The organism is Mangrovicoccus ximenensis (genome assembly GCF_003056725.1).
GTDB lineage: Bacteria > Pseudomonadota > Alphaproteobacteria > Rhodobacterales > Rhodobacteraceae > Mangrovicoccus > Mangrovicoccus ximenensis.
This window is the reverse complement of record NZ_QBKZ01000001.1, coordinates 413,412-437,670: the sequence shown is the minus strand read 5'-3', so window position 1 is coordinate 437,670 and position 24,259 is coordinate 413,412. Positions and strand designations below refer to the sequence as shown.

General features: G+C 69.3%; 20 protein-coding genes and 6 pseudogenes. 16 read left to right on the top strand and 10 right to left on the bottom strand.

Features of this window, described 5'->3' with window-relative positions; genetic code table 11:
• Positions 1–1,037: 1,037 nt before the first annotated feature.
• The 4 genes from C7T91_RS02570 to C7T91_RS02555 form a co-directional block, all read right to left on the bottom strand.
• Positions 1,038–1,622: a hypothetical protein gene (locus tag C7T91_RS02570; protein WP_108257867.1), complete on the bottom strand. Its 585-nt coding sequence runs from the start codon at positions 1,620–1,622 to the stop codon at positions 1,038–1,040.
• Between the two features lie 26 nt (positions 1,623–1,648).
• The gene (locus tag C7T91_RS02565) at positions 1,649–1,960 is read right to left on the bottom strand and encodes a hypothetical protein (protein ID WP_330848799.1); all 312 of its coding nucleotides are present in this window, start codon (positions 1,958–1,960) and stop codon (positions 1,649–1,651) included.
• Positions 1,961–2,493: 533 nt separating this feature from the next.
• Positions 2,494–3,717 carry an ABC transporter substrate-binding protein gene (locus tag C7T91_RS02560; protein ID WP_201741943.1) on the bottom strand — a complete coding sequence of 408 codons (1,224 nt, stop codon included), beginning with the start codon at positions 3,715–3,717 and terminating at the stop codon, positions 2,494–2,496.
• 183 nt (positions 3,718–3,900) lie between these two features.
• Positions 3,901–6,927, bottom strand: coding sequence for an HAD-IC family P-type ATPase (locus C7T91_RS02555; RefSeq protein ID WP_161555704.1), 3,027 nt, complete (start codon positions 6,925–6,927; stop codon positions 3,901–3,903).
• Between C7T91_RS02555 and C7T91_RS33225 the strand changes: the two genes are divergently transcribed.
• The 4 genes from C7T91_RS33225 to C7T91_RS02535 all read left to right on the top strand — a co-directional run bounded on the left by C7T91_RS33225 (position 6,920) and on the right by C7T91_RS02535 (position 10,292).
• The gene (locus C7T91_RS33225) at positions 6,920–7,138 is read left to right on the top strand and encodes a hypothetical protein (RefSeq protein WP_201741942.1); all 219 of its coding nucleotides are present in this window, start codon (positions 6,920–6,922) and stop codon (positions 7,136–7,138) included. The genes C7T91_RS02555 and C7T91_RS33225 overlap by 8 nt on opposite strands.
• Before the next feature lie 83 nt (positions 7,139–7,221).
• Positions 7,222–9,357 carry a primosomal protein N' gene (locus C7T91_RS02545; protein ID WP_108257863.1) on the top strand — a complete coding sequence of 712 codons (2,136 nt, stop codon included), beginning with the start codon at positions 7,222–7,224 and terminating at the stop codon, positions 9,355–9,357.
• Positions 9,330–9,800, top strand: coding sequence for a type VI secretion system baseplate subunit TssE (gene tssE / locus C7T91_RS02540; RefSeq protein WP_108258465.1), 471 nt, complete (start codon positions 9,330–9,332; stop codon positions 9,798–9,800). The genes C7T91_RS02545 and tssE overlap by 28 nt, the downstream gene beginning before the upstream one ends.
• Positions 9,801–9,806: 6 nt before the next feature.
• Positions 9,807–10,292 (top strand): type VI secretion system baseplate subunit TssF, encoded by a 486-nt coding sequence (locus C7T91_RS02535; protein ID WP_108257862.1) that lies wholly within the window; start codon positions 9,807–9,809, stop codon positions 10,290–10,292.
• On the opposite strand, the pseudogene C7T91_RS39000 reads toward C7T91_RS02535, so the two are convergent.
• A pseudogene (locus C7T91_RS39000) lies at positions 10,289–10,633 on the bottom strand (ABATE domain-containing protein); the annotation flags it as partial. The gene C7T91_RS02535 and the pseudogene C7T91_RS39000 sit on opposite strands and share 4 nt — an antisense overlap.
• Before the next feature lie 294 nt (positions 10,634–10,927).
• Between C7T91_RS39000 and C7T91_RS02525 the strand changes: the two are divergent.
• Positions 10,928–11,557 (top strand): FMN-dependent NADH-azoreductase, encoded by a 630-nt coding sequence (locus C7T91_RS02525; RefSeq protein ID WP_108257861.1) that lies wholly within the window; start codon positions 10,928–10,930, stop codon positions 11,555–11,557.
• A gap of 235 nt (positions 11,558–11,792) precedes the next feature.
• Here the strand turns inward: C7T91_RS02525 and C7T91_RS38995 are convergent.
• The 3 genes and pseudogenes from C7T91_RS38995 to C7T91_RS02505 form a co-directional block, all read right to left on the bottom strand.
• A pseudogene (locus tag C7T91_RS38995) lies at positions 11,793–12,038 on the bottom strand (ketopantoate reductase C-terminal domain-containing protein); the annotation flags it as partial.
• Between the two features lie 78 nt (positions 12,039–12,116).
• Complete coding sequence (locus tag C7T91_RS02510; RefSeq protein ID WP_145962748.1) at positions 12,117–12,710, bottom strand: 2-dehydropantoate 2-reductase N-terminal domain-containing protein; 594 nt, start codon at positions 12,708–12,710, stop codon at positions 12,117–12,119.
• A gap of 109 nt (positions 12,711–12,819) precedes the next feature.
• Positions 12,820–13,200 carry an EamA family transporter gene (locus C7T91_RS02505; RefSeq protein WP_236637931.1) on the bottom strand — a complete coding sequence of 127 codons (381 nt, stop codon included), beginning with the start codon at positions 13,198–13,200 and terminating at the stop codon, positions 12,820–12,822.
• 977 nt (positions 13,201–14,177) lie between these two features.
• Here C7T91_RS02505 and C7T91_RS34530 point away from each other — a divergent pair.
• Positions 14,178–15,221 (top strand): annotated as a pseudogene (locus C7T91_RS34530) (aminotransferase class I/II-fold pyridoxal phosphate-dependent enzyme); the annotation flags it as partial.
• Between the two features lie 228 nt (positions 15,222–15,449).
• Here C7T91_RS34530 and C7T91_RS38990 read toward each other — a convergent pair.
• A pseudogene (locus tag C7T91_RS38990) lies at positions 15,450–15,509 on the bottom strand (cation transporter); the annotation flags it as partial.
• 160 nt (positions 15,510–15,669) lie between these two features.
• Here C7T91_RS38990 and C7T91_RS33220 point away from each other — a divergent pair.
• The 4 genes and pseudogenes from C7T91_RS33220 to C7T91_RS31325 all read left to right on the top strand — a co-directional run.
• A pseudogene (locus C7T91_RS33220) lies at positions 15,670–15,966 on the top strand (MerR family transcriptional regulator); the annotation flags it as partial.
• Positions 15,967–17,145, top strand: a complete 1,179-nt coding sequence (locus C7T91_RS02490; RefSeq protein ID WP_407943255.1) for an aspartate aminotransferase family protein — start codon at positions 15,967–15,969, stop codon at positions 17,143–17,145.
• Positions 17,146–17,149: 4 nt separating this feature from the next.
• Positions 17,150–17,761 carry a YitT family protein gene (locus tag C7T91_RS02485; RefSeq protein WP_108257857.1) on the top strand — a complete coding sequence of 204 codons (612 nt, stop codon included), beginning with the start codon at positions 17,150–17,152 and terminating at the stop codon, positions 17,759–17,761.
• 401 nt (positions 17,762–18,162) lie between these two features.
• On the top strand, positions 18,163–18,585 hold the full coding sequence (locus tag C7T91_RS31325; RefSeq protein WP_145962747.1) for a hypothetical protein: 423 nt from the start codon (positions 18,163–18,165) through the stop codon (positions 18,583–18,585).
• A gap of 31 nt (positions 18,586–18,616) precedes the next feature.
• Here the strand turns inward: C7T91_RS31325 and C7T91_RS02475 are convergent.
• A pseudogene (locus C7T91_RS02475) lies at positions 18,617–18,928 on the bottom strand (IS30 family transposase); the annotation flags it as partial.
• Between the two features lie 38 nt (positions 18,929–18,966).
• On the opposite strand from C7T91_RS02475, the gene C7T91_RS33215 reads away from it, so the two are divergent.
• Genes C7T91_RS33215 through C7T91_RS02450 form a run of 6 tightly spaced genes read left to right on the top strand, consistent with a single transcriptional unit; the run spans position 18,967 to position 24,250 of the window.
• The gene (locus tag C7T91_RS33215; protein ID WP_201742001.1) at positions 18,967–19,122 is read left to right on the top strand and encodes a hypothetical protein; all 156 of its coding nucleotides are present in this window, start codon (positions 18,967–18,969) and stop codon (positions 19,120–19,122) included.
• On the top strand, positions 19,122–20,516 hold the full coding sequence (gene hydA, locus C7T91_RS02470) for a dihydropyrimidinase (RefSeq protein ID WP_407943246.1): 1,395 nt from the start codon (positions 19,122–19,124) through the stop codon (positions 20,514–20,516). Before C7T91_RS33215 ends, hydA begins: the two co-directional genes overlap by 1 nt.
• 32 nt (positions 20,517–20,548) lie before the next feature.
• On the top strand, positions 20,549–21,265 hold the full coding sequence (locus C7T91_RS02465) for an aspartate racemase/maleate isomerase family protein (RefSeq protein ID WP_108258461.1): 717 nt from the start codon (positions 20,549–20,551) through the stop codon (positions 21,263–21,265).
• A 26-nt stretch (positions 21,266–21,291) separates the two neighbouring features.
• The gene (locus C7T91_RS02460; RefSeq protein WP_108257855.1) at positions 21,292–22,320 is read left to right on the top strand and encodes a TRAP transporter substrate-binding protein; all 1,029 of its coding nucleotides are present in this window, start codon (positions 21,292–21,294) and stop codon (positions 22,318–22,320) included.
• 51 nt (positions 22,321–22,371) lie between these two features.
• Entirely contained in the window at positions 22,372–22,926 is a 555-nt protein-coding gene (locus C7T91_RS02455; RefSeq protein ID WP_108257854.1) for a TRAP transporter small permease subunit, read from the top strand.
• A 10-nt stretch (positions 22,927–22,936) separates the two neighbouring features.
• Entirely contained in the window at positions 22,937–24,250 is a 1,314-nt protein-coding gene (locus C7T91_RS02450) for a TRAP transporter large permease (RefSeq protein ID WP_108257853.1), read from the top strand.
• The last annotated feature ends 9 nt before the right edge of the window (positions 24,251–24,259 follow it).

Sequence of the window (24,259 nt, the reverse complement as noted above, 5' to 3'; positions counted from 1 at the left end):
CCCTGGATTTTGCTCGTTCCTGGGGCCTTGGCTCCTGCGCTCTGGACCGGAGATCTCCCCGCGAGGGGCGCGGATGCTCCTCTCCTGTCCTCTCCGGGCCCGGGTCCCCCCCCCCGCGGCGGCCGGTCTTCGGCGCGGCGGCCCGGATCGGGGAAGCTTTCTCCGGTTCGCCGCCGCGTCTGTCCGATGCCGTCCGCGCCGCGCGCTTGCGGGCCCCGTCTGCTGCGGGACCTCAATCATTGGCGCCGCCCATCCGCGGTGCGCCGCTTCCGGCGAAGCTTTCCGACCCTAGCAGGGTGCTGAAATAGTCGGACCTCGACGTGGTCTGCAGAACATGATTCATCCGCAGCAGATCTACGGCCGCCACGCGCCACGGAGGGACAGGCCGGTGGGGCGGGCTTGCGGCCATCGGCATGGGCGGCACCGGGCTGGCCGCGATCGACAGGCCCGTCACATCGCCACCGGCGCCGAAGCCGCAAAACCGGAACCGGCTGACACGGAGCGAGGTGGAGCGGCTCCAGCCTGCCAAGGCGCCGGCCGACCGTGGCATCCGCCAAGCGACAGACGGGACCGGCGGGAGATATGCGCAACGGATACGCCACCGGCTTGGCGGATCCTCCGCACGGCCCTCGGACTGGACAGCGCGCTGCGGACGCCTTCCGGGAAAACGGCCATGCATGGCCTGAATCGCAGCGACTGACCGGCTGCGGCCAGTCCGGAGCATGCCGATTTCCGCGTCAAGCGACATGCGGCGACGAGCGCGGCAACCATCCGGGAGACAGACCGCTCAGGGGGCCGCCGGTTCCCCGAAGGACCGACCAGGAGCGGGTGCTGGCTGCGGAAAAGGCTGCCGGGCGCCTTCGGTGGCGAAACCGTTCCGGAGCCAGGCAAGACCGGCTCCGGAAGCAGATAATTCCAGGCCGCCTTGAGGCTCTTCTCCCGGTCTTGGTTCGTGTCTCTCCGGCGGAACGGACTTTTTCGGCAGCCCGATCGGGAACGGGCGGTCCCGTGCGCTGCCTGGCGCAACGCGACCGGCGTCAGCGCGTCGCGCCCGGCCGGGCAGCGAGCCGCATCCAGCGGAAGACCATCATCAGCACCAGCGTCGCCGCAACGAGCCCGGCGAGATCGCCGATGGCATAGACCGCCAGAACCGCCATCGAGCTGCCGGGCAGGATCAGGCCGGAAAACACCTCTGCCTGGCCGATCGAGTTCAGGATCGATGCGAGGATGCCCGCGACAAGCAGCGCGCTCCAGTGGATCCGCATCCCGGTGCCGGCATAGAGGTTCCGGCCCATCAGCTTGAGCAGCTCGAAGGCAACCGGGGCAGAGACGGCGCCGACCGCGATGGAGGCCAGGATCACGGGGCTCGCCGCGCCCGACATCCCCGCGGGCGTGAAGATCAGCTCCGACAGGAAGGCGCCGACGCACAGCGGAAGCACCGCCCGCCATCCGAGAAGCCAGGCAGAAAGCACCCGCACCCCGTGCGGAAGGTAGAGCAGGCTGGCGAAGGCGGTGACATGCGGCGAGATCTGGGACTGCAGCGGCGTGACCAGCAATGCGGTCAATCCATGGCACAGGATGTAGGCCAGGATCACGATTGCTTCTGTCTGGAGGAGTTTCAAGGTCCGCTCGCTTCTGCCCGGCCGGTTCAGTCGCCCGCGGGGGCGGCTCCGGGCCCCTGCCGAGCCGTCGCGGTCTGCTCCATGCGGTCGCTGCGCACGGTATAGCTCTTGGCTTTCGAGCCTTGGGCGCGCTCCAGGAAACCGGCGCTCAGCAAGCTGCGGAGCGCCCGGTAATAGGTCGCCTGCGTCACCGCGGCCAGCATGGGATGCGCCCGGATCTGATCGGAATTCACGACGGAGCCGGGAGCCGGGGCAAGGCTGTGGGCCGCAAGCAGGACATCCCGCTCGATCCGGCTGAGGCGGTCGAGTCCGACATCGCGCTCCAGCTGGCCGAGCATTTCCCGCAATTCGAAAATGGAAGATAGCCTGTCCATGACTCATAATCCCCGAATGGCCATGCGGGGTCAACGGGGAATGGTTTTCCGGAAATTATCAAGATGATAATCTTCTGGAAGCTATCCCCGGCCCGTGTTACGGTTCGGCCAGCGGAAGGTTCCGATGGAGCAGCCCGCGACGCATTTGAAGCATGCTTAGCCCCGGTAACTTCGGTTGCCGGGGCAATTTCGTTGCGGGCTGGCCGTCGCCTGGCGCGCGCGGCGGCCAGCGATGAATGCAGTCATGCAGGACGTGCAGGTAAATTCCCGGAAAGACCTGATGGCGGAGTTCCGGGTGTCTCTCTCCACGGTGGCACAGACACGAGCCGCACAGGCGGCGCCCCCTCCCGCCGCGCTCTGCATCGGAGGACCCGCTGCCGACAGCCTCTGTTTCCGGGCCTGCGGGACTGCAGAAGGCGCCCCGGCGGGGCGCCTCCGCATGTCCGGGGCAGAGCGGTCTGCGCCCGGAAACCGCGGGAAACCGGCGCCGGGGCCGGTTACTGCGTGCTGCCGGTCACCAGGTCGCAGCTGGATTGCTCCAGCGGCATGACGACCTCCTCGCCGGGAATGGTCCGCAGCACCTTCATCAGATCCCAGTCGCCGGAGCTTTCCGACGGCGCTTTCGCCGCGACGAGATAGTTGTCGTAGACCATACGCCCGTCCGCCCGGATCGTCCCGTTTTCGGCGAAGAAGTCGTTGACCGGATTGGACTTCATCCAGGCGACGGCGTCCGCGGCATCCTCCGAGCCGGTTGCCTCGACCGCATGGAGGTAATGCATCGTGGCCGAATAGGCGCCGGCCTGCACCATCGACGGATACTGGTCCGTCCGCTCGAAGAACCGCTCGGCGAAGGCGCGGGTCTCGTCGTTGCGGTCCCAGTAGTAGCCGACGGTGAAGGTCAGCCCCTCGGCGGTCTCGAGCCCCAGCGCCTTGACGTTGTTGATGAAGACCAGCATGCCGCCGAGCTTCTGCCCCATGGCAACGAGACCGAATTCGCCTGCCTGCTTCACGGCGGTGACGAAATCGGTTCCGGCATTGGCCAGGCCCACGACCTTGGCGCCGGAGGCCTGCGCCTGCAGGAGGAAGGACGAGAAATCCGACGTTCCGAGCGGCGCTCGCAGCGCGCCCAGCACCTCGCCGCCCGCGGCTTCGACGAATTTCGACGTGTTCTCTTCGAGCGAATGGCCGAACGCGTAGTCGGCGGTGAGGAAGTACCAGCTGTCGCCGCCTTCGGCCACCATCGCAGCGCCGGTCCCCGCCGCCAGAGCCCAGGTGTCGTAGACGTAATGGACGGCATTCGGCGAGCAGTGGCCGTTGGTCAGCTCGGTCGAGGCCGAGCCCACGCCGAGCGCGACGAAGTCCTTTTCCCTGCTCAGGTCGAACAGGCCGATGGCTGTGGCGCTGTCGGTGCTTTCGATGATGGCGTCGACGCCCTGGGTGTCGAGCCAGCGGTTCGCCGTGGACAGCCCGATATCGATTTTGAGCTGGTAGTCCGCGTCCAGGACTTCGATCGGCCGGTCGCCGACGGTGCCGCCGAAATCCTCGGCGGCCATTTTCACGGCTTCGACCACCCCGGGCCCGCCATGGGCGGAATAGGCGCCCGACATGTCGACGAGAACACCGACTTTCACGGTTCCGTCGGCAGCGCCGGCCCGCTCTGCCAGGGCCGGCCCGGCCAGCGCGGTGCCCGCGGCAAGCGCGGCAAATACTGCGGTCTTCATATTCAAGTGTCCTCCCCACTGCATGTCGCTGCCGCCGGGCCGCAATCCTGCCGGCACCTGTCCGGAGGTCCGGGGTGCCGGTCTGCGCGGCCCTTACATCGGCAGCGCAGCCGGAGACGCAAAATCCGTGCCGGACCGGACCGGCGCGGCCGGAGGGCAGGGCGCGTCAGGACGGGCGCGCGGTCAGAGCCATTTGGCGCCGGTGAGTTCCTTGATCCCGGAGAGCGCGAAGACCGGCAGCGCGGCGATGGCGGCGGCCCCCAGAAGATGCGGCAGATCCACGGGGACCGTGCCCAGAACCAGGTTGCCGAAGCCCGTGTAGATCGCGCCGAGCGACAGGACGACCGAGGCGCCCACCGCGATCAGCAGCTGGCGGTTGCCGAACGGCGAGCGGCGGAAGAGGGTCGAGACCGTGCGGGCGTCGAAGATATGCCAGATCTGCCCCGAGATCAGCGTGGCGAAGGCCAGCGTCTGCGAATAGGCCTCGCTGCCGCCGAGCGACAGGCTGGTCTGGAACACCCAGAAGGTCGTCCCGCCGATGGCGAGGCCCCGGATCAGGATGCGCTCCTTCATGCCGTCGCCGAACATCGAATGCGACCGCGGCCGCGGCGGGCGGGCCATGATGTCGCCTTCCTCCGCCTCGAAGCCAAGCGTCAGCGCGGGCATGCCGTCGGAGACGAGATTGACCCAGAGGATCATCAAGGGCGTGACCGGCATCACCGGATGGTCGCCCATCAGCACGAAGGCCAGCAGGATCACCGAGACCTCGGCGACATTGGCGGTCAGCGCCTGGCGGATGAATTTCAGCAGGTTGTCGTAGATCCGCCGCCCTTCGCGCACCGCGCCGACGATGGTGGAGAAGTTGTCGTCCAAGAGGATCAGCGCCGAGCTGTCCTTAGCTACCGACGTGCCGGCTATGCCCATCGCGACGCCGATATCGGCGGTCCTGAGCGCGGGCGCGTCATTCACCCCGTCGCCGGTCATCGAGGCGACCTCGCCGGTCTTCTGCAGCGCCCGCACGATCCGCAGCTTGTGCTCGGGCGTGACGCGGGCGAAGACGGCGGCCTTCGGCACCGCGGCCTCCAGCGCGGCATCGTCCATCTGGTCGAGATCCGCGCCGGCATGGACGGTCTGGGCGGGCGAATGGCGGATGCCGATCGCCTCGGCGATGGCGCTGGCGGTCACCGCATGGTCGCCGGTGATCATCACCGTGCGCACGCCCGCCGCCTTCGCTTCGGCCACTGCCGCCTTCACCTCGGGGCGCGGCGGGTCCATGATGCCGTGGATGCCCAGAAGCACGATCTGCTGCTCGGGATCGGCATGGTCGAGCCCCTCCGGCCCGATCCGGCGATAGGCGATGGCCAGCGTCCTGAGCGCGTCGCGGCCGAAGCCCGCGATCACCTCCTCGATCTCGGCGCGCAGCGCCCCGTCGAGCGGCAGCTCCGCGCCCGAGATCCGCACATGGGTGGCGCGCGACAGGATCACGTCGGGCGCGCCCTTGGCCGAGAGGTATTCGCCGCCGTCCGGCACGCGGATATGCAGGCTCATCATCTTGCGGGTGCTGTCGAAGGGGAAGGCGGCCAGCTTCTCGACCCCGCCGTCATGCATGGCCTGGCGCGTGATGCCGACCTTGGCGGCGGCCACGACCAGCGCGCCGTCGGTCGGGTTGCCCTGGATCGCCGGGCGGCCATCAGCCTCGGCCAGCACCGCATCGTTGCAAAGCGCCGAGTTCATCAGCATGTGGCGCAGGTCCTTCTCTTCGCCGATCGCCGCCTCGTGGCCGTGCTCGGAAAGAAAGGCGCCTTCGGGAGAGAAACCCTGCCCGGTAACTTTCCAGTGGCGCCCGCCGGCCCAGAGCTGCATCACCTGCATCTGGTTCTGGGTGAGCGTGCCGGTCTTGTCGGAGCAGATCACCGAGACCGCGCCCAGCGTCTCCACCGAGGACAGCCTGCGCGCCAGCGCGTTCGAGCGCACCATCTTCTGCGAACCGAGCGTCAGCAGGATCGTCACCACGGTCGGCAGGCCCTCCGGAATCGCCGCAACCGAAAGCGAGATCGCCGTGCCCAGCATGTCGTCGAGCGGCATGCCCTTGATCACGCCGATGCCGACGACCATCGCGACCGTGACCAGCGCCATGACGATCAGCACGTGCGACAGCGCCTCGACCTTCTGCTGCAGCGGCGTCTTCGGCTCCTTGGCGGCGGCCATCAGCCCGGCGATATGGCCGACTTCGGTCGCCATCCCGGTGCCGGTCACCAGGCCGATGCCGGTGCCGCCCGTCACGACCGTCGACATGAAGCCCATGTTCAGCCGGTCCGCCAGCGCCAGATCGGGATCGGCGATGGCGCGGTCATGCTTGTCGACCGGCTCGGATTCGCCGGTGAGCGCCGCCTCGTCGATCTGCAGCCGGTGCGCCTCGATCAGCCGCAGGTCGGCGGGCACGATGTCCCCGGCCTTCAGCCGGACGATGTCTCCGGGCACGATCTGCGCGGCCGGCACGTCTTGCCACGTCCCGCCGCGCAGGATCAGCGCTTCGGGGGCGGCCATCTCGCGCAGGGCGGCCAGCGACCGCTCGGCGGAATATTCCTGCCAGAAGCTGATCGCGGCGTTGAGGAAGACGATGACGGCGATGGCGACGGTGTCGATCATGTGCCCGGTCACCGCCGAGATCGCGGCGCCGGCCAGCAGGATCAGCAGGAGCGGATTGAGGAACTGGCGCAGGAACAGCCGCCAGGCGGGCTCCGCCGCCGCCTCGTCCAGACGGTTCGGCCCGTGCAGCTCCAGCCGCCGCGCCGCCTCCGCCGCCGTCAGCCCGGCTTCCGGCAGGGCACCGGGCAGGGGGCGCAGCGCCTGGTCGAGGCTGTCGATGCCGCAGAGGCCGCAGCCGACCGGGCCGAGCATCGCCCGGCGCCGCGCCTTTACCTCGGCGGAGCGGTCGGCGGCGAGCCAGAACCGCGCCTCGATGCCGGTCTCGTGCTCCAGCACCTCGAAGCTGGCGATGTCCGCCAGCCCCTGCAGGATGCCTTCGCTGAGCGCGAAACCGATGGCGAAATCCTCGATATCCGAGGGCGTCGCCATCATCACGGCCTGGGTCGCCCCGTCGAACGTGATCGCGACGGGGGTCTCCTCGGGCAGGCTCCGGGTGATCTCGGCCTGGCCGTTGCCGCGCAGGGCGCATCCGGGAAGGCTGCGCGCCGGCTTCATGGTCATTCCGCCGCCGGAAGGATCCGGCGCGATTTGGCGGCCTGCCGATCCCGGTCCAGACCATGTAGGCGGTGCCGAGCGGCAGGCTGCGCACGCGCTCGGCGCCTTCCTCGCCGGCATCCTGCTGCTCAGCGAGGCGCTGACGCCGCTGCGGCTGGCCGCCGCCGCGCTGATCGCCAGCGGCCTCGTGCTGATGAAGCTCTCCTCGGCACATTGACGCCGCGCGGCTCCGGCCCTTGCCCTCGGCCCGCTTCCTCCGCTACGGCTCGGGCCTGACACACGAGACCGGCAGGATCCCCCTTGTTCCCAGCAGGCGCGCGCATTTCCGTCCTCACCACCCAGCCGCTCGACCGGCTCCTTGACTACAAGGCGCCCGAAGGCGGCTGCCGGACGGGGGATTTCGTCGAAGTTCCGCTCGGCCCGCGCAAGATATTGGGGGTGGTCTGGGGCGAGGGCGGCGGCGATTTCGAGGAATCGAAGCTGCGCGCCGCCTATCGCGTGCTCGACGTGCCGCCGATGCGCGGGGAGATGCAGGAATTCCTGATCCGCGCCGCCGACTACACGCTGACCCCCTGGCCCGCCATGCTGCGCCTCGCCGCCCGCGCGCCCGGCCTGACCGACCCGCCATCGATGAAGACGCTCTACATCCGCGGCGCCGAAGAGCCTGCGCGGATGACCGAGGCCCGCGCAAGGGTGCTCGACGCGCTCGACGGATTCGGCGGCCAGCCGGTGACGATGAAGGAGCTGTCGGACGAGGCGGGCACCTCGTCTTCGGTGATCAAGGGGCTGGTCGAACAGGGCGCGGTCGCCGAGATCGAGGCGCCGCGCGACACGCCCTATCCGGCCCTCGACCCGGCGCTGCCCGGCAAGGCGCTGACCGAGGACCAGCGCAGCGCCTCCGAAGCGCTGGCCGAGGCGATCCGCTCGGGGCGCTACGGCACGACGATGCTGAAGGGCGTCACCGGCTCGGGCAAGACCGAGGTCTATCTCGAAGCCGTCGCCGCCTGCCTCGCCCAGGGACGCCAGGCGCTGGTGCTGCTGCCGGAAATCGCGCTGACCGCCGAGTTCCTGACCCGGGTGGAGAAGCGCTTCGGCGCGAAACCCGCCGAATGGCATCACGGCGTTACCATGACCGAGCGCCGCCGCTGCTGGCGCATGGCCGCGACCGGCGAGGCGCAGATGGTGATCGGCGCGCGCTCGGCGCTGTTCCTGCCCTATCGCGATCTCGGGCTGATCGTCGTCGACGAGGAACACGACACCTCCTACAAGCAGGAGGACGGCGTCCTCTACAACGCCCGCGACATGGCGGTGCTGCGCGCCTCGCTCTGCAAGGCACAGGTCGTTCTGGCCTCGGCGACGCCCAGCCTGGAAACCTGGGTCAATGCCGAACAGGGCAAGTACCGCCGCCTCGACCTTGTGTCGCGCTTCGGTCCTTCGGTGCTGCCCGAGATGCGCGCCATCGACATGCGCCGCGAGAGCCTGCCCTCGAACCGCTGGATCTCGCCGACGCTGCAGCGCGCGGCCGAGGCCAGGCTGGCGCGCGGCGAGCAGGTGCTCTTCTTTCTCAACCGCCGCGGCTATGCGCCGGTCACGGTCTGCCGCGCCTGCGGCGACCAGATCGGCTGTCCGCATTGCGACGCGCGGCTGGTCGAGCACCGCTTCCAGAAGCGGCTGATCTGCCATCAATGCGGGCTGTCGATCCCGAAGCCCGAGACCTGCCCGAAATGCGACGCAGCGGACAAGCTCGCCCCGATCGGCCCGGGCGTCGAGCGGCTCGCCGAGGAGGCGCAGGCGCTCTTCCCCGAGGCGAAGCTCGCGGTGCTGTCTTCGGACCTCTTCGCCTCGGCGCGCGAGCTGAAGGAGCGGATCGAGGAGATCGCGGCCGGCGATGCCGAGATCATCATCGGCACGCAGCTGGTGTCGAAGGGCCACAACTTCCCCAACCTGACGCTGGTCGGCGTGATCGATGCCGATCTGGGGCTGAAGGGCTCGGATCTGCGCGCCGCCGAACGGACTTTCCAGCAGATGCGGCAGGTGGCGGGGCGCGCGGGCCGCGCCGAGAAGCCCGGGCTGGCGCTGCTGCAGTCGCACGAACCCGAGCATCCGGTGATCCGGGCGATCCTGTCGGGCGACGAGGAGGCGTTCTGGAGGGCCGAGGCGGAAGGCCGCCGCTGGATCTCGATGCCGCCTTTCGGGCGGATGGCCGGGATCATCCTCAGCTCGCCCGACGTGGCGCAGGTCTTCGATTTCGGCCAGGCGCTGGCGCGCAATGCCGGGCCGCTGAAGGAGATCGGCGCCGAGGTCTACGGCCCGGCCCCGGCGCCGATCGCGCGGATCCGCGGCCGCCACAGGGTGCGGCTCCTGGTCAAGGCCGACAAGGCCGCGCCGCTGCAGCACTCCAGGACCGCCTGCAGCCCTCGCTGCTCGACCGGCTGACCGATGACGCGCCGGGCGAGCGGACCGAGCCGCGCGGCGCGCGGACAATCGATGCGCGGCGGCTGCGCGACATCCTGCAGCGCGATCTGGGCTGGCTCCTGAACACCTGCAACCTCGAGGACCGGATCGACGCCGCCGACTGGCCCGAGGCGGCGGCCTCGGTGCTGAATTACGGCGTGTCGGACGTGGCGGGCGCGTTTTCGGTCAAGACCCGCGCCAGCCTGATCCGCGACGCCATCCGGGAGGCGATCGCCGCGTTCGAGCCGCGCATCGACCCCTCGTCCCTGTCGGTGGAGCTGCGCAGCGAGGAACATGCCCGCGTCACGGTGATCAGCTACGACATCCGCGCCGACATGTGGGCGCAGCCGGTGCCGCAGAGCCTCTACCTGCGCTCCGAGGTCGACCTGACCACCGGCGCGCTCAATCTCGACGTGGTGGGCTGAGCCGCGATGGATACCCGGTTGCTGCGCCATTACGAAGCCGAGCTGTCCTATCTGCGCAGGATGGGCGCCGAATTCGCCGAGGCCTATCCGAAGATCGCCGGCCGGCTGGGGATGGAGGGCACCGAGGTGCTCGACCCCTATGTCGAGCGGCTGCTCGAGGGCTCGGCCTTCCTGGCCGCGCGGGTCCAGCTGGAGCTGGAGCTGCAATACCCGGCCTTTGCCAGCCATCTCTTCGAGATCGTCTATCCGCAATTCCTGGCGCCGGTGCCGTCGATGGCCGTGGCGCAATTCGTGCCCGACATGGAGAATGCCGCGCTGGCCGACGGACATCTGCTGGCGCGCGGCACGCGGCTCAACGCGCTCCCGGCCGAGGGGGCTTCGACGCGCTGCGAGTTCCGCACCGCCCATGACGTGACGCTCTGGCCGGTGCGCATCGCCGAGGCCGAGTATGTCGAGGGCCGCGGCGCGCTGGTGGCCTCGAGCTGCAGGTAGCGGCGGGCGCGGGCCAGGTGCCGGTTGATCTCTCCGAGGACCGGGTGGTCGGCCTGCGTCAGCTCCGTCCCGCTGCGCTCTTCGATGAAGGACCTGAAGGAAGCGCGGAACTGCACGGCCTCGCAGCGCGCGCGCTCCAGCGCGTCCCGCGCGCCGCTGCCGCGGAACGGGGCCACTTCCGCTTCGGCGGCCAGTCCTGCCGCGACCATCCAATCCAGCAGGTCCGCCCCGGTCTCCAGCCAGTCGAACCGGACGGCGCGCGGCGTTGCCACGGAGTTGAGGAAATCCAGGGCGGGGCTTTCCCCGACGAAGAAAGGGGCAGGTCTGGCTTCGCGGGGCATCTGATCCATCCGGGCGGGAAAGCAGGGGGCGCAACCTTGCCAGACTAACCCTTGAAAGACCGCTTCGCGAGTCACGGGACGTTTCTTGCGGTCACGTTAAAGTAACTGGCTAAGTATATTTTGAGCGGTTACTCAATCACCTGCCAAACAGGCATTTCACCGGTTATCCCGGAAGCAACCACCACATTCAGGGCCGCCCGCGGCGCGCCGGACCGCCCGGACGATCCCCAGCCGGACCGCCTGGCCCGGCGGCATGCCCGCGCCGGACCACTCTTTTCGGAAAGGAACGACAGAATGCAGAAGATCCTCTACATCGCCGCCTCCCCCCGAGGCGCGGCCTCCCAGTCCGGCAAGCTGGCCGATGCCTATCTCGGCGCGCGCCGCGCCGCGGAGCCCGATGTCGCGATCGACCGGCTGGACCTGTGGCAGGAGACCCTGCCGGAATTCGACGGCGACAAGGCAGCCGCCAAGATGACCTTCTTCGGCCAGGGCGAAATGGACGCGCCGCGCCGGAGCGCCTGGGACGAGGTCGTCGCCATCGCCGACCGCTTCGCCGCCGCGGACGAATACGTGCTGTCGGTGCCGATGTGGAATGGCGGCATTCCCTACAAGCTGAAGCAGTATATCGACATCGTCACCCAGCCGGGGCTGCTGTTCGGCTTCGATCCGCAGGAGGGATACCGCGGATTGCTGACCGGCAAGACGGCGCGTGTCTTCTACACGGCTGGGGTCTTTGCCCCCGGCGCACCGGCAAAATACGGCACCGACCACCACTCGTCCTATCTCGGATGGTGGCTCGATTTCATCGGCGTGACCGAGGTCGAAACCGTGCGGTTCCAGCCGTCGCTGATGACCGCGGATCCGGCCGGAGACCAGGCGCGGGCCCTGCAGCGCGCCTCGGAGATCGCCATGCTGCCCGCATGATCCCCCGTGCCCCGGGACCGGCGGTTCCGGGGCACCTTTCCCGTCGCGCGGAACTGCAGCACCGGAGGCGTACCGGCAGTCCGGAGGACCGCAAAGCCCGAAACGGACGCCTTGCCCTGGCCCGGCACGCTTGCTGGACCGCCGCGCGCCGCATTCGCACCTGCGGCCCCCGCCTCCGGGACCGCAGCCTTGCGCAAGGCCGGGGGCACGCCCGCAGCGCCTCGCGCGAATGGATGAGGTTGGTGACGGCCTCGTGCTTGGGGGCGGAAACCCCCGACGTCCTCGCCATCTCCGCGATCGCGCCGTTCAGGAAATCGATCCCGGTCCGCCGCCCGGCCTCGATGGCCCGGAGCATCGAAGGCTGGTGTCCGTCGGCCCCGGGAAAGATGATGCGGCTCAGCGTTCCGTCGACATGGGCGCGCCCGCTGTCTTCCGGGCGGTAGGCCCGTGCCGCGAAGACCGCCAGCGCCTCCTGGGGCAAGATCGGCGATCAGCCGGCGGGACTGCGGGGTCTCCAGAACTCCGCCATAGCTCAGGCCGGTCAGCGCACCGGTCGGGTTCATGCAGCTGTTGAACAGCACCTTGAAGAAAATGGTCTCGCCGACTGCCGGATCCTGCGCGACCGGAAGGAAGCCCGAACTGGCCAGCTCGGGAAAAGCCGCGAGCGGCGCCTCGCCGTCTCCGAGCCCGCTCCGCAACGGAGCGGACCGGCATGCGTCCTCACCTCCGCCTCCGCAGGACCGCGGCGGGCCATGCCGATCATCATCTCGGCCGGGTAGATTGCAACGGTTCCGCCCAGAATGCTGCGGGCCAGCTCCGCCGTGCCAAGCCCGTTCTGCAGCAGAAGCACCGAACTCCGCCCGCCGAACCGCCCGGCATCGGGCCGGAGCGCCGCGGCAAGATCATGGGCCTTGGCCGCGACCGGCAGCATGCCGCAGGACAGGGTCTCGGCATCCGGCGCGCCGGACTCCGCAACGCGGATCGCGCCCGGCGGGATGCGATGCCCGCCGAGCAGGCCCGATACCGCGAGGCCGTTCGCCACGCTGCCGCCGCGCACCAGCGACGTGACCTCCGCCCCGGCCAGGGAAAATTCGCCGCCAGGCAAAAGCCCAGCCGATCCGCCGCCCGGCACCGCAATGCGATAGCTGGCCATCGCGCCCTCCAAGATCGAATCCGCCCGAGCCCTCACAACCCAAGATGGCAATCCGATCCGGCGAAACGGAAACGGCGGACGCGCAAGCAGCCGGGCCACAGAGGCCGGCTCACCGGCCGCCGGCTTTCCCGGACGGGGCCGTGCCCCGGCTCCGCATTGCCCGAGGCCGGCTGTCCGGAGGAGACGGCCAGCGCCGCCCGGGCCCCAGCGCCTGGAAGGTCGCGGCCACGCCGCCCGGCAGGCGGATCGCGGCGACGAAGAGCAGGCCGAAGAACAGGCCGTTGTTCAGCGTGCCGAGAATGACGAGCTTGCCCCACCAGCCGGGCGGCGGCAGGTCGCGCGCCAGCAGGAGCAGCGGCAGCCCGCCGCCGATCGCCCGCACCGCGGCGATGAACCAGGGATTGGCGGGCAGCATGGTGGTGGTGAGGATGTAGGTGAAGCCCCACAATATGGTGGCGGCGGCGGCCGCGGTCTTGGGCGGAAGTGTCATGGAACCTCTCTCGAAGGGGGGATGCAGCCTGTATGGCCGATTCCATACCGATATGCCCTAAATAGTACGATTCGGTATCATGAAAAATCCCGATGGCGGAGAGGGTCCGCTCCGGCCATCCGGGGCGCCAGGGCATCGCCGATGCCTTGCCGCATGCCGCTCCTGCGCGGAGGGTTGGCGGAAACGTCGGAGGCCGGGCAGGAGGCTTGCGCAGGCATGGCCTGCCGGATGGCGGAAAGCAGCTGACCGCGGCTGGCATGATCCGCGGCGAGGCGGCTCGCCGGAAGCTGGAAGGCAATCTGGTGCAGGGCAGGACCTTTCGGGCGCCCGGGGGCTCCCGGTTGCGGTTGCCGGTCGCGGCTGTCTCCGTCCGATGGCAGGATCGGAGGAGCTTGGCCGTCCGGAGGATCGGCCCGGCCCGCGCGGAGGCCACTTTCGGCCTGGCCGAAATTGCCGGCAACTCGGGCCGGATGCGCCGGCTGGCGGTCATGCAGCAGCGCGCTTGGCCGGAGTTGCGCCAGACGGCCGGCATCTTCGGGCGATGGCCGGCTGCCAAGATGCGGTCCTCCGTCGGGACTGGCCAAATCATTCGCCCGGATCGGCGGAAACAACGGGTCCCGAAGTTTCCAACCGGACGCCGTTCCGTGCCGCGCTTCGAGTTGTCCGGACCCGTCGACAGATGCCGCCCGGCTGCGGCGCGCCGGATCCGCTGTTCCGCTGGCCTCCGCGGCGGCGATCCTTCCGGCGGCTGGTACCGCAGCTCTGCAGGCAGGGTCCTCCGCGCCCCGGTCCGGGGCCCCGCCGCAGGATGGAACGTCCGGTCGCTGTTCACGGGGGGCGGATGCGGCCCGGACGGAGCGCGGCATCGGCAGGCCCCGGGGCCTGCCTGACACAGGTCAAGGCACGCCCGGCTGCCCGGCCTAGCATGGTCGGCGCATCGGCCCTGCGACCGGCGGGCCGCGCGGAGGGAGGCCGTGATGACTGCAACCGAACATTCCCCGGCAAGGCGCATCAAGGAGTTCGTCCGCGCCGTGCGGGACTCCGGGCTCTATCCGCAGAACCCGATCGTCAACAGCGCCACCACCGAGCCGGTGGTCTGGGTCGACGGGCGCGACCACCTGCTGTTCTGCTCGAACAACCTGCTCGGCCTGTCGAACCACCCCGAAGTCCGCGCCGCCGCCGCCAAGGCGCTGGAGCGCTACGGGCTGGGTTCGGGCGGCTCGCGCCAGATGGCGGCCAATATCGACGTCCACCGCGCGCTGGAACACCGCATCGCCGATTTCCTCGGCCAGGAGGACGCGATCTGCTTCGCCGCGGGCTACATGGCCAATGTCGGCGTGATCCCGGCGCTGATGAAGCTCGACCGCTACATGCAGATCGACCAGGTCCGGACGCTCGCCCCGCCGCAGCCCGGGACCGCCGGCCCCTCCTGGGAAATCTTCAGCGAGGAGCTGAACCACGCCAGCGTGGTCGACGGCGTGCGGCTCGCCGCCGCCGAAGTCAGCCGCTATGCCCACAAGGACATGGCCGGGCTCGCGGCACGGCTCGACGCCTCGGCCGCGCGCTCGAAATTCATCGTCAGCGACGGTGTCTTCAGCATGGACGGCGACATCGCCCCGGTACCCGAACTGGCCCGGCTGGCGCGCCGACACGACGCGGTGCTGATGATCGACGACGCCCATGGCGTCGGAATGCTCGGCGCGGGCGGGCGCGGCAGCCTCGAGCATCTGGGCGTGCCGCCCGCCGAGATCGACCTGCAGATGGGGACCTTCACCAAGGCCTTCGGCGGGGTCGGCGGCTATGTGGCGGGCGATCGCGGGCTGATCGACTTCCTGCGCATCTCGGCGCGGACCTACATCTTCTCGGCGCCGCTGCCGCCCGCCATAGCGGCGGGGGTGGCGGAATCCATCGACATTGCCGAGCGCGAGCCCTGGCGCCGCGAGAAGGCGCTGGAGAACGCCGCCTATTTCCGCCGCGAGGTCCGGGCGCTCGGCTATGACACGCTCGGCAGCGAGGTGCATATCGTGCCGGTGCTGATCGGCAGCGAGGCCGCGGCCGCCGAGGCCACGCGCCGCCTGCGCCGCCTCCGGCAGGACAAATCCGCCCTTCGCGCGTTCCGCCGGGCCGTCCGGGGCCGAAATGCCGAAGCCCACCGCGCGCACCGCGGTTTCCACCTCGGCCCGGCTGGATTGGCCGCTGTCAAGTTCCAGCCGCAGCCGTTCGGCCATCAGCGCCACCTCGACGCCGGACACGCCGGGCAGCCGTTCGACCGCGCCGCGCACCTTCGCCGCGCAGGATCCGCAATCCATGCCGGTGACGCGCCATTCCTCGATGCTGCGGGCTCCGTCCGCCATTCCGCCGCTCCGTCTCTGGGGTTTCCGAGTCGGGACAGAAGATAGGACCTACAGCCACTGTAGCTTCAAGGGGGGTTCCGCGCTAATGTGGCCGCCACGCAGCAAGGAGCTTCCGATGCACACGATCGGCGCGCTGGCCCTCCATGCCGGCACCAAGGTCCAGACAATCCGCTATTACGAGGAGATCGGGCTGATGCCCGCGCCCGAACGCAGCGCCGGCGGCCAGCGGCGCTATGGCGAGGCGGCACGCGACCGGCTGGCTTTCATCCGACATGCACGGCAGCTCGGCTTCCCGCTGGAGGCGGTCCGCGAGCTTCTGGGCCTCGCCGACACGCCCGACCGGTCCTGCGCCGATGTCGACGCCATGCGGACGCCGGAAAGCGCCGCGGCGCTCGCCCGTGCGGCCCGGGTCCTGCCCGGCGGCAACACCCGCAGTTCGCTCTGGGCTGCGCCCTATCCGCTGTCCATCACCGGCGGCGCGGGCTGCCGCATCACCGATGCCGACGGCCACAGCTATGTCGACTTCCTCGGCGAGTTCACCGCCGGCATCTTCGGCCATACCTGCGCGGCGCTGGAACAGGCGCTGACGGCGGCGCATCGCGGCGGGTTCGGCCTGTCCTCGCACACGCCCTACGAAACCGAGCTGGCCGGGGAACTGGCGGCGCGCTTCCCTTCGATCGAGCTGCTGCGCTTCGCCAATTCCGGGACCGAGGCGAATGTCATGGCGCTCGCCGCCGCGCGGCTGGTGACCGGCCGCGACCGCATCGTCGTCTTCGCGGGCGGCTATCACGGCGGCGTGCTGACCTTCGGCCAGGGCAACGCGCCGGTGAACCTGCCCTTGGACTTCGCGATCCTGCCCTATAACGACCCGCAAGCGGCCGCGCGCGAATTCGCCGCCTCGGGCGACAGCATCGCCGCCGTCCTGGTCGAGCCGATGCAGGGCGCGGGCGGCTGCACGGTGGGCACGCCCGCCTTCCTTCAGGCGCTGCGCGAGCTCTGCGACGGCAGCGGCGCGCTGCTGATCTTCGACGAGGTGCAGACCGCGCGCATGGCACCGGGCGGCGCGCAGGAACTCCTGGGCATCACCCCCGACATGACCACGCTGGGCAAGATCTTCGGCGGCGGCTTGGCCTTCGGGGCCTTCGGCGGGCGCAAGGCGGCAATGGAACGGTTCGATCCGGCCCATGCCGATCCGATCCCGCATGCCGGCACGTTCAACAACAACCGCCTGACCATGGCGGCAGGGCTCGAGGCGGTGCGCCATCACCTGACGCCCGCCGCTCTGGCGGCGCTCTACGCGCGGGGCGAGGCGTTCCGCGCCGCGCTGAACGACCTTTTCGCCGACCATGGCGGGGCCTTCCACGTCACTGGCATGGGATCGGTCATGAACATCCACGGCACGGGGCCGGACGCCGCCATCCGCCGCGACCGCCTGCGCCTTCTGCAGTTCCGCATGATGGAGCGGGGCTTCTACTTTGCCGCGCGGGGACTGATCGCCCTGTCCTTCCCGCTGGGCGAGGCCGAGACCGGGGGCTTCCTCGACGCGCTCGACGCCGTGCTCGCCGCGGGCCGCGCCCGACCGGAGACCTGACAGCATGGCCCTGAAATCGCCTATTTCCCTCTATGACGCACAAGGCCTCGCCTTCGGCGTTCTGATGACCTCGCTCGGGGTGACCTTCCTGAAAGCGGCAGCGCTGGTGACCGGCCAGACCGCCGGGGCGGCAGTGCTGCTCTCCTACGTTCTGCCGCTCGATTTCGGCGCCTTCTTCGTGCTGGTCAGCCTGCCGTTCTTCTGGCTGTCCTGGGTGCGGCGCGGCGCCGGCTTCACGCTGCGCACCATCGCCGCCGTGCTGGGCATTTCCGCGGCATCTCCGGTCCTCGGCTCGCTGATCCGGTTCGAAGCGCTGCCGCCGCTCCTGGCGGCGGTTCTGGCAGGTGCCTGCTGTGCGGTCGGGCTGATCGCGCTCTTCCGGCATGGCGCCTCGGCCGGCGGTCTCGGCATCCTTGCGCTGATCGTCGAGGAGAGGACCGGCTTCCGGACCGGATGGTTCCAGATGTGCTTCGACGCGGTGATCTTCGCGGTGGCGCTGCTGATCCTGCCGGTCGAGAGCATCCTGCATTCCTGCATCGGCGCCATCGTGCTGAACGCCATCATCGCCTGGAATTTCCGCGTGTCGCAGGCAGCCCCGGCAGCAGAGCCCGGCTGACCGCACCCGCCGCAGGCGATGGCCGCTTCCGGAGCTGGCACTCGCGCCCATGCACCATGAAGGGAACGGAGGCCCCGTGCGCTCCTCCGCCCGGGAATTGTGAGCGCTCTTTGCTGCGCGGCTCCTGCCGTTGAGGGCAGCGGGCCCGTCCCATTTCTTCCGCCATCCTTTCGCGGGACACCTCGGCCGGTGTCTTCCAGCCGAGGCATTTCCGGGGCGTGGCGCCGAGGCGGCCGGCACTCCTCTCCAAATCATGGTCACCGGCTGCCGGGATGCCGCGTGTCCCCGGCAGCCGCTTTCCCGCGCGCCGGGTGGCGGTCCCGGCCGTTCCCGTCTGCCAGGGCGGGGACGGATCGCAGAATCGCGCCTCCAGGCCGGTCCCGGCCTGAAGGCGGGGCCGGTTGGCGAACTCGCTGCCGCAGCCGATCCCGGCAGACGCGCCGCTCCGCGCCCCCATGGATCATCCGGTTGCCGGTCTGCCCGGACGTCCGCCCGAGCTTGATCTCGGCCGCGATGCTCTTGCGCAGGTCCGGGTGCCGGATCAGCTTGCGCTGCACCGTCCGGCGTTTCCGGGGCTGCAGCTGTGCGGCCTGCCCGAAGTTGCCGACATGCGTCTTCGGCAGCGCGCCATCGGCCCGGAAGTTGCGTTCGACCTCCCGGAAGATGGTCATTTGTGCCGCTCAAGGATGCGTGCCATCTCTCTGACGGGGACCTTGGCGTGCCGCCAGTTGCATGCAGACCGTTCCCATTCCGGCTCTCCCCATTTGATAACGCATTGGTTTACAATGGAAGCCGCACTTCGAGGCAGCGCGCACCCCTGGTGAGTTCTAACCCGGTTGCGACACCGGTTCGAGGCTAGATTAGCCTGGCGAGTTCCTCGCGGAAAGCTTCGGCCGGAGTCCGGTAGCCAAGGCACTTCCTCGGCGTGGCGTTGAGGCGGTCGCAAATCGACCTCATGGATCGATTTGGGAGCGCCGACACCGCGGTGTCGCGGGGCAGGTAGCGGCGCGCGCGGCGGTTGAGGTTCTCGACCTGGCCCTTCTGCCAAGGCGCTTGGGGATCGCAGAACCAGCTCTCGGTTCCCATGCCGGTGCCGAGTTCGCGCCAGGCGCCGAACTCGAATCCACGGTCGAAGGTGATCGACTGCCGGGCAGCCAGGGGCGCTGGCCGGGCTCGCCCCCGAAATCGCCCCCGAGGTGCGCGCCGTGGTCATCGATCCGATCGCAGCCGCCACTGCGCAGGCGCTGAGCCTCGCCGCCTTGGGCGCCAGCTTCTCCGGACGCGCCTGGAAGCCTGCCGCGAAGGCGGCCACCGGACTTCCCGCCGCCCTGACCCGGGCCATTGCGATGGAACGGCCCTGATGCTCGACACGCTGATCGCAGGCGCGCGCGTCGTCACTCCCGCAGGAACCACGGCCTGCAATATCGGCCTCCGTTCGGGGCGCATCGCCTTTCTCGGCGAGGACGTCCCCGCGGCGGCCGAGATCATCGACGCCGCCGGGCTGATCGCCATGCCGGGCGGGATCGACAGCCATGTGCATATCTCGCAGCCCTCCGGCCCCGGCATCGAGATGGCCGACGATTTCGCCTCCGCCACCCGCGCGGCCGTGGCGGGCGGCAACACCACCGTCCTGCCCTTCTGCCTGCCGGAGGGCGACCAGACGCTCCGCGAGGCGGTCGCCGCCTATCACGCGAAGGCCGACGGCAACTGCATGTGCGACGTCTCCTTCCACCTGATCGTCAAGGACACGGACCCGGTCACGCTTGGCCAGGACCTGCCCGCGCTGATCGCTGCCGGGCATACGAGCTTCAAGGTCTTCATGACCTACGAGGGACTGGCGCTGACGGACCGCGAGATCCTCGACGTGATGAGCGTCGCGAAGGAGCAGGGCGCGCTCGTGATGGTCCATGCCGAGAACGAGGACGCCATCGAATTCCTGCGCGACAGGGCCGCGCGCGAGGGCGAAGGCGCGCCGGTCTGGCATGCCCGCACCCGCCCCGTCCCGGTCGAGCGCGAAGCCACCCACCGCGCCATCACCCTGGCCGAGATCGCCGATGTGCCGCTGACCATCGTCCATGTCTCGAACGGCGAGAGCCTGGAGGAAATCCGCCGGGGCCGCGCACGGGGCGCGAAGGTCTTTGCCGAGACCTGCCCGCAATACATCACCCTGACCGCCGAAGATCTCGATCGCGCGGGCTTCGAGGGCGCGAAATACGTCTGCTCGCCGCCGCCGCGCGACCGCGGGAACTGGGCCGATATCTGGGCCGGGATCGAGCAGGGCACGTTCGAGCTCTTCTCCTCCGACCACTGCCCGTTCCGTTTCGCCGACACCGCAGGCAAGGACGCGCCCGGCGCACGGGCCAGCTTCCGCAACATCCCCAACGGCATTCCCGGCGTCGAAACGCGGCTGCCGATCCTGTTCTCCGAGGGCGTCATCAAGGGCCGGATCTCGCTCGAGCGCTTCGCTGCGATCACCTCCTCCAACCACGCACGGCTCTACGGGCTGGCCACGAAGGGCGCGATCATGGTCGGCAAGGATGCCGACATCACGCTCTGGGACCCGTCCCTGACCCGCACGATCCGCCAGGCCGACCTGCATCACGGCTCCGACTACACGCCTTGGGAAGGCTTCGAGGTCACCGGCTGGCCGGTCCGCACCTTCCTGCGCGGGCAGACCGTCATGCTGGGCGGAGATCCCGTCGGCGCCCCCCTCGGCCGCCATCTCGAACGCACTTCCCCGGAGACCCTGCTGTGACCTTCCCCCTGATCGACGGCGCCCGCGTCGGCATGCTGACGCCCTCGTCCAATACCGCGCTGGAGCCCTATACCTCGGCCATGTTCGCCCCTTTCGGGGAGGAGGCCAGCGCGCATTTCGGCCGCTTCCGCGTCGTGGAGATTTCCATGTCCGAGGCCTCGCAGACCCAGTTCACCGAAGCCCCGATCCTCGAAGCCGCCGAACGGCTGGCGGAATGCCATCCCCGGCTGATCTGCTGGAACGGCACCTCGGCAGCCTGGCTCGGGCTCGACAAGGACCGCGCGCTCTGCGCGGCCATCAAGGCGCGCACCGGCATCGCGGCCTCCTCCACCATGCTCGCCTTCGACCGCGCCTTCCGCGGGCTCGGGGTGAAGCGGCTGGGCCTCGTCACGCCCTATCTGGGCGAGATCCAGAGCCTCATCCAAGCGAACTACGCCGCGCAAGGCATCGAGACGGTGTCCGAGGCGCGGCTGGAGGACAAGGGCAACTATTCCTTCGCCACCTACCCGCCCGCGCAGGTCGCCGGGATGATCCGCGAGGTCGCCAAGGCGAAGCCCGACGCCATCGCCGTCGTCTGCACCAATTTCCGCGGCGCCCCCGTCGCTGAGGAGATCGAGGCCGAGACCGGCATCCCCGTGCTCGATTCCATCTCCGTCACCGCCGCGCATTCCATGCGGGAAATGGGGCTCGACCCCGCCCGCGTCACCGGCTGGGGCTCCGTGTTCCGGCTGTTCTCCGACATCGACTGACCACCACCAACCAACGAGGGACCCACATGAAACTCACCCTGACCGCCGCGGCTCTGGCCGCGACCGCCCTTGCCATGCCCGCAAGCGCCGAAAGCCTGCGCGTCATGGGCCAGCCCGTCGCCACCGGCCTGATCCAGAAGACTGTCGAACAACCCTTCTTCGAGAATTTCGCCGAGGAGACCGGGCTCGATTTCACCGCTGACTACCAGCCCGTCGACGTCACCGGCATCAAGGATACCGAGCAGCTGCGCATCCTCAAGGGCGGGCTCTTCGACATCGTCTCGCTGCGTCTCTCCCAGGTCAGCCGCGACGAGCCGACCATCCTCGGGCTCGACCTCGTGGGCCTCAACCCCGACTACGCCACCGGCAAGCGCACGGTGGAGGAATTCGCGCCGATGGTCGATGCGCAGCTTCAGGAGAAATTCAACACCAAGCTCTTGGGCGTCTGGCCCTTCGGCCCGCAGGTGCTGTTCTGCGAACCCGAGATCGCCTCGCTGTCCGACCTCAAGGGGCTGAAGGTCCGCGTCTATGACCAGAACCTCGCCAATTTCATCTCGCTGGTCGGCGGCACGCCGGTCCCGCTGAGCTTCCCCGAAGTGCAGCAGTCGCTGGCCCGCGGCGTCGTCGATTGCGCGATTACCGGCCCGTCCTCGGCCAATTCGGCCGGCTGGCCGGAGGTCACTTCCTACATGATGCCGATCGCCTTCCAGCTGGCGATGAACGGCTACGGCATCAATCTCGACACATGGAACAAGCTCTCCGCCGAAGACCAGGAGAAGCTGCAGGGCGCCTTCGACGGGCTTTCCGACAAGATCTGGGCCTATTCCGAGGAGCTCTTCGTCGATGCGGTCAGCTGCAATACCGGCGGCGAGACCTGCGAGACCGGCACCAAATACGACCTGACGCTGGTCGAGCCCTCCGACGCCGATGTCGAGCTGATCGGCACCGCCGTGACCGAAGTGTCCTTCCCCGCCTGGAAGGAAACCTGCGACGCGGTGAATGATGGCTGCTCGGCCTCCTGGATGGAGACCGTGGGCACGAACTACCAGTTCTGATCCCCCTTGCCCGCGCCTGTCCCGGCGCGGGCCTTCGCCAAGGATGACGCCATGGACCGCCTCGCCACCTGGATCAGCCGCCTCTTCGGCGCTGCGCTCCTTTTCCTCTCGGGCTTCGTCGCGCTGGAAACGGTGCTGCGCAAGGCCTTCAACACCTCGCTGCAGGGCGCGGACGAGCTCGGCGGCTACATCCTGGCCTTCGGCGCCGCCGCCGCCTTCACCGTCGCGCTGGTCGACCGCGCGCATGTGCGCATCGACGTGCTGCACCGCCGCTTTCCCTTGGCCGTGCAGGCCTGGATCGACTTTGCCTCGGTCCTCAGCCTCGGGCTCCTGGGCGTCTTCTTCCTCCATGTCGGCTGGGGCGTGATCGCCGATACGCTGGCCTACAAGTCCACCGCCGCCACGCCCTGGCGCACGCCGCTGATCTGGCCGCAATCCGCGTGGTACGGCGCGCTGGCGCTCTTCGCCGCCGCCTCGCTGTGGCTCGCCCTCCGCGCCGCCCTGCTGGTCGCCAAGGGCCGCATCCGCGAGGTCGCCGCAGAGTTCAATCCGAAATCCGCCGAAGAGGAGCTGTCCGAGGAACTCGACCAGCTCCGCGCCCGCTGAGGACCCCTCCATGACGATCATAGACATCCTTCTGGGCTTCACGGTGATGATGGGGCTCCTGCTGATCGGCCTGCCGGTCGCCGTGGTGATGGTCGCGCTCGGCGTCGCCGGCGGCATGATCCTCTACGGTCCGGTCCTGCTGAACAGCATGGGCCCGGTTCTTTGGGGCGTCTCGAACGAGAGCGTCCTGACCGCGATCCCGCTGTTCATCCTGCTGGGCGAGCTGCTCTTGCGCTCGGGCATGGCCGACCGCATGTACGGCGCGCTGTCGCTGTGGCTCGGGCGGCTGCCCGGCGGGCTGCTGCACACCAACATCGGCTCCTGCGCGCTTTTCGCCGCGACCTCCGGCTCCTCCGTTGCCACCGCTGCGACGGTCGGCACGGTGGCGCTCCCGGCGCTCGGCGAGCGCGGCTACCGCCCGGCAAGGTCGCTGGGATCGCTGGCCGCCGGAGGTACGCTCGGCATCCTGATCCCGCCCTCGGTCAACCTGCTGGTCTATGGCTCGCTCGCCTCGGTCTCGGTCGGCCAGCTCTTCGTCGCGGGCGTCATCCCCGGCATCCTGCTGACGCTCCTCTTCATGGCCTTCGTGACGGGCGAAAGCCTCTGGCTGCGCCGCCGCGGCCTCACGGACGCCTCCCGTCCCGAGGCCGAGGTGCCGCTGGAGGCAAAGCTGCGCGCGCTCCTCCATCTGATCCCCGCCGCGACAGTGTTCCTGATCGTGATGGGCTCGATCTATCTCGGCATCGCCACGCCCACCGAGAGTGCCGCGCTGGCCGTGATCGTCGCGCTGCTCTTCGTCTGGCGCGAGGGGCGGCTGACCTTCGGCTTCCTCGACACCTGCTTCCGCCAGACCGCCAAGACCACCGGCATGATCCTCTTGATCATCTGCGCGGCCTTCACGCTGAACGTCACGCTGGCGCTCGGCGGGATCACCGGCACGATGTCGGCCTGGGTGGCGGGGCTCGGGCTGTCGCCCACCGCGCTCCTCTTCGCGCTGATGGTCTTCTACCTGATCCTCGGCATGTTCATGGACGTGCTGTCGATGCAGGTGCTTACCATCCCGGTCGTCGTGCCGATCGTCACTGCCGCGGGCATCGACCCGGTGTGGTTCGGCATCTTCGTCGTGCTGATGAGCGAGCTCGGCATGATCACCCCGCCCGTGGGCATGAACCTCTATGTCGTGCAGGGCGTGCGCAGCGATGGCGGGCCGTTCTCGGATGTCGTCCATGGCGCCATTCCCTATGCGCTCCTGATGCTTCTCTTCACCGCTTTGCTGATCTTCTGGCCGGGCATGGCGCTCTGGCTGCCGGGGAACCTGTTCTGATGCTCGAAC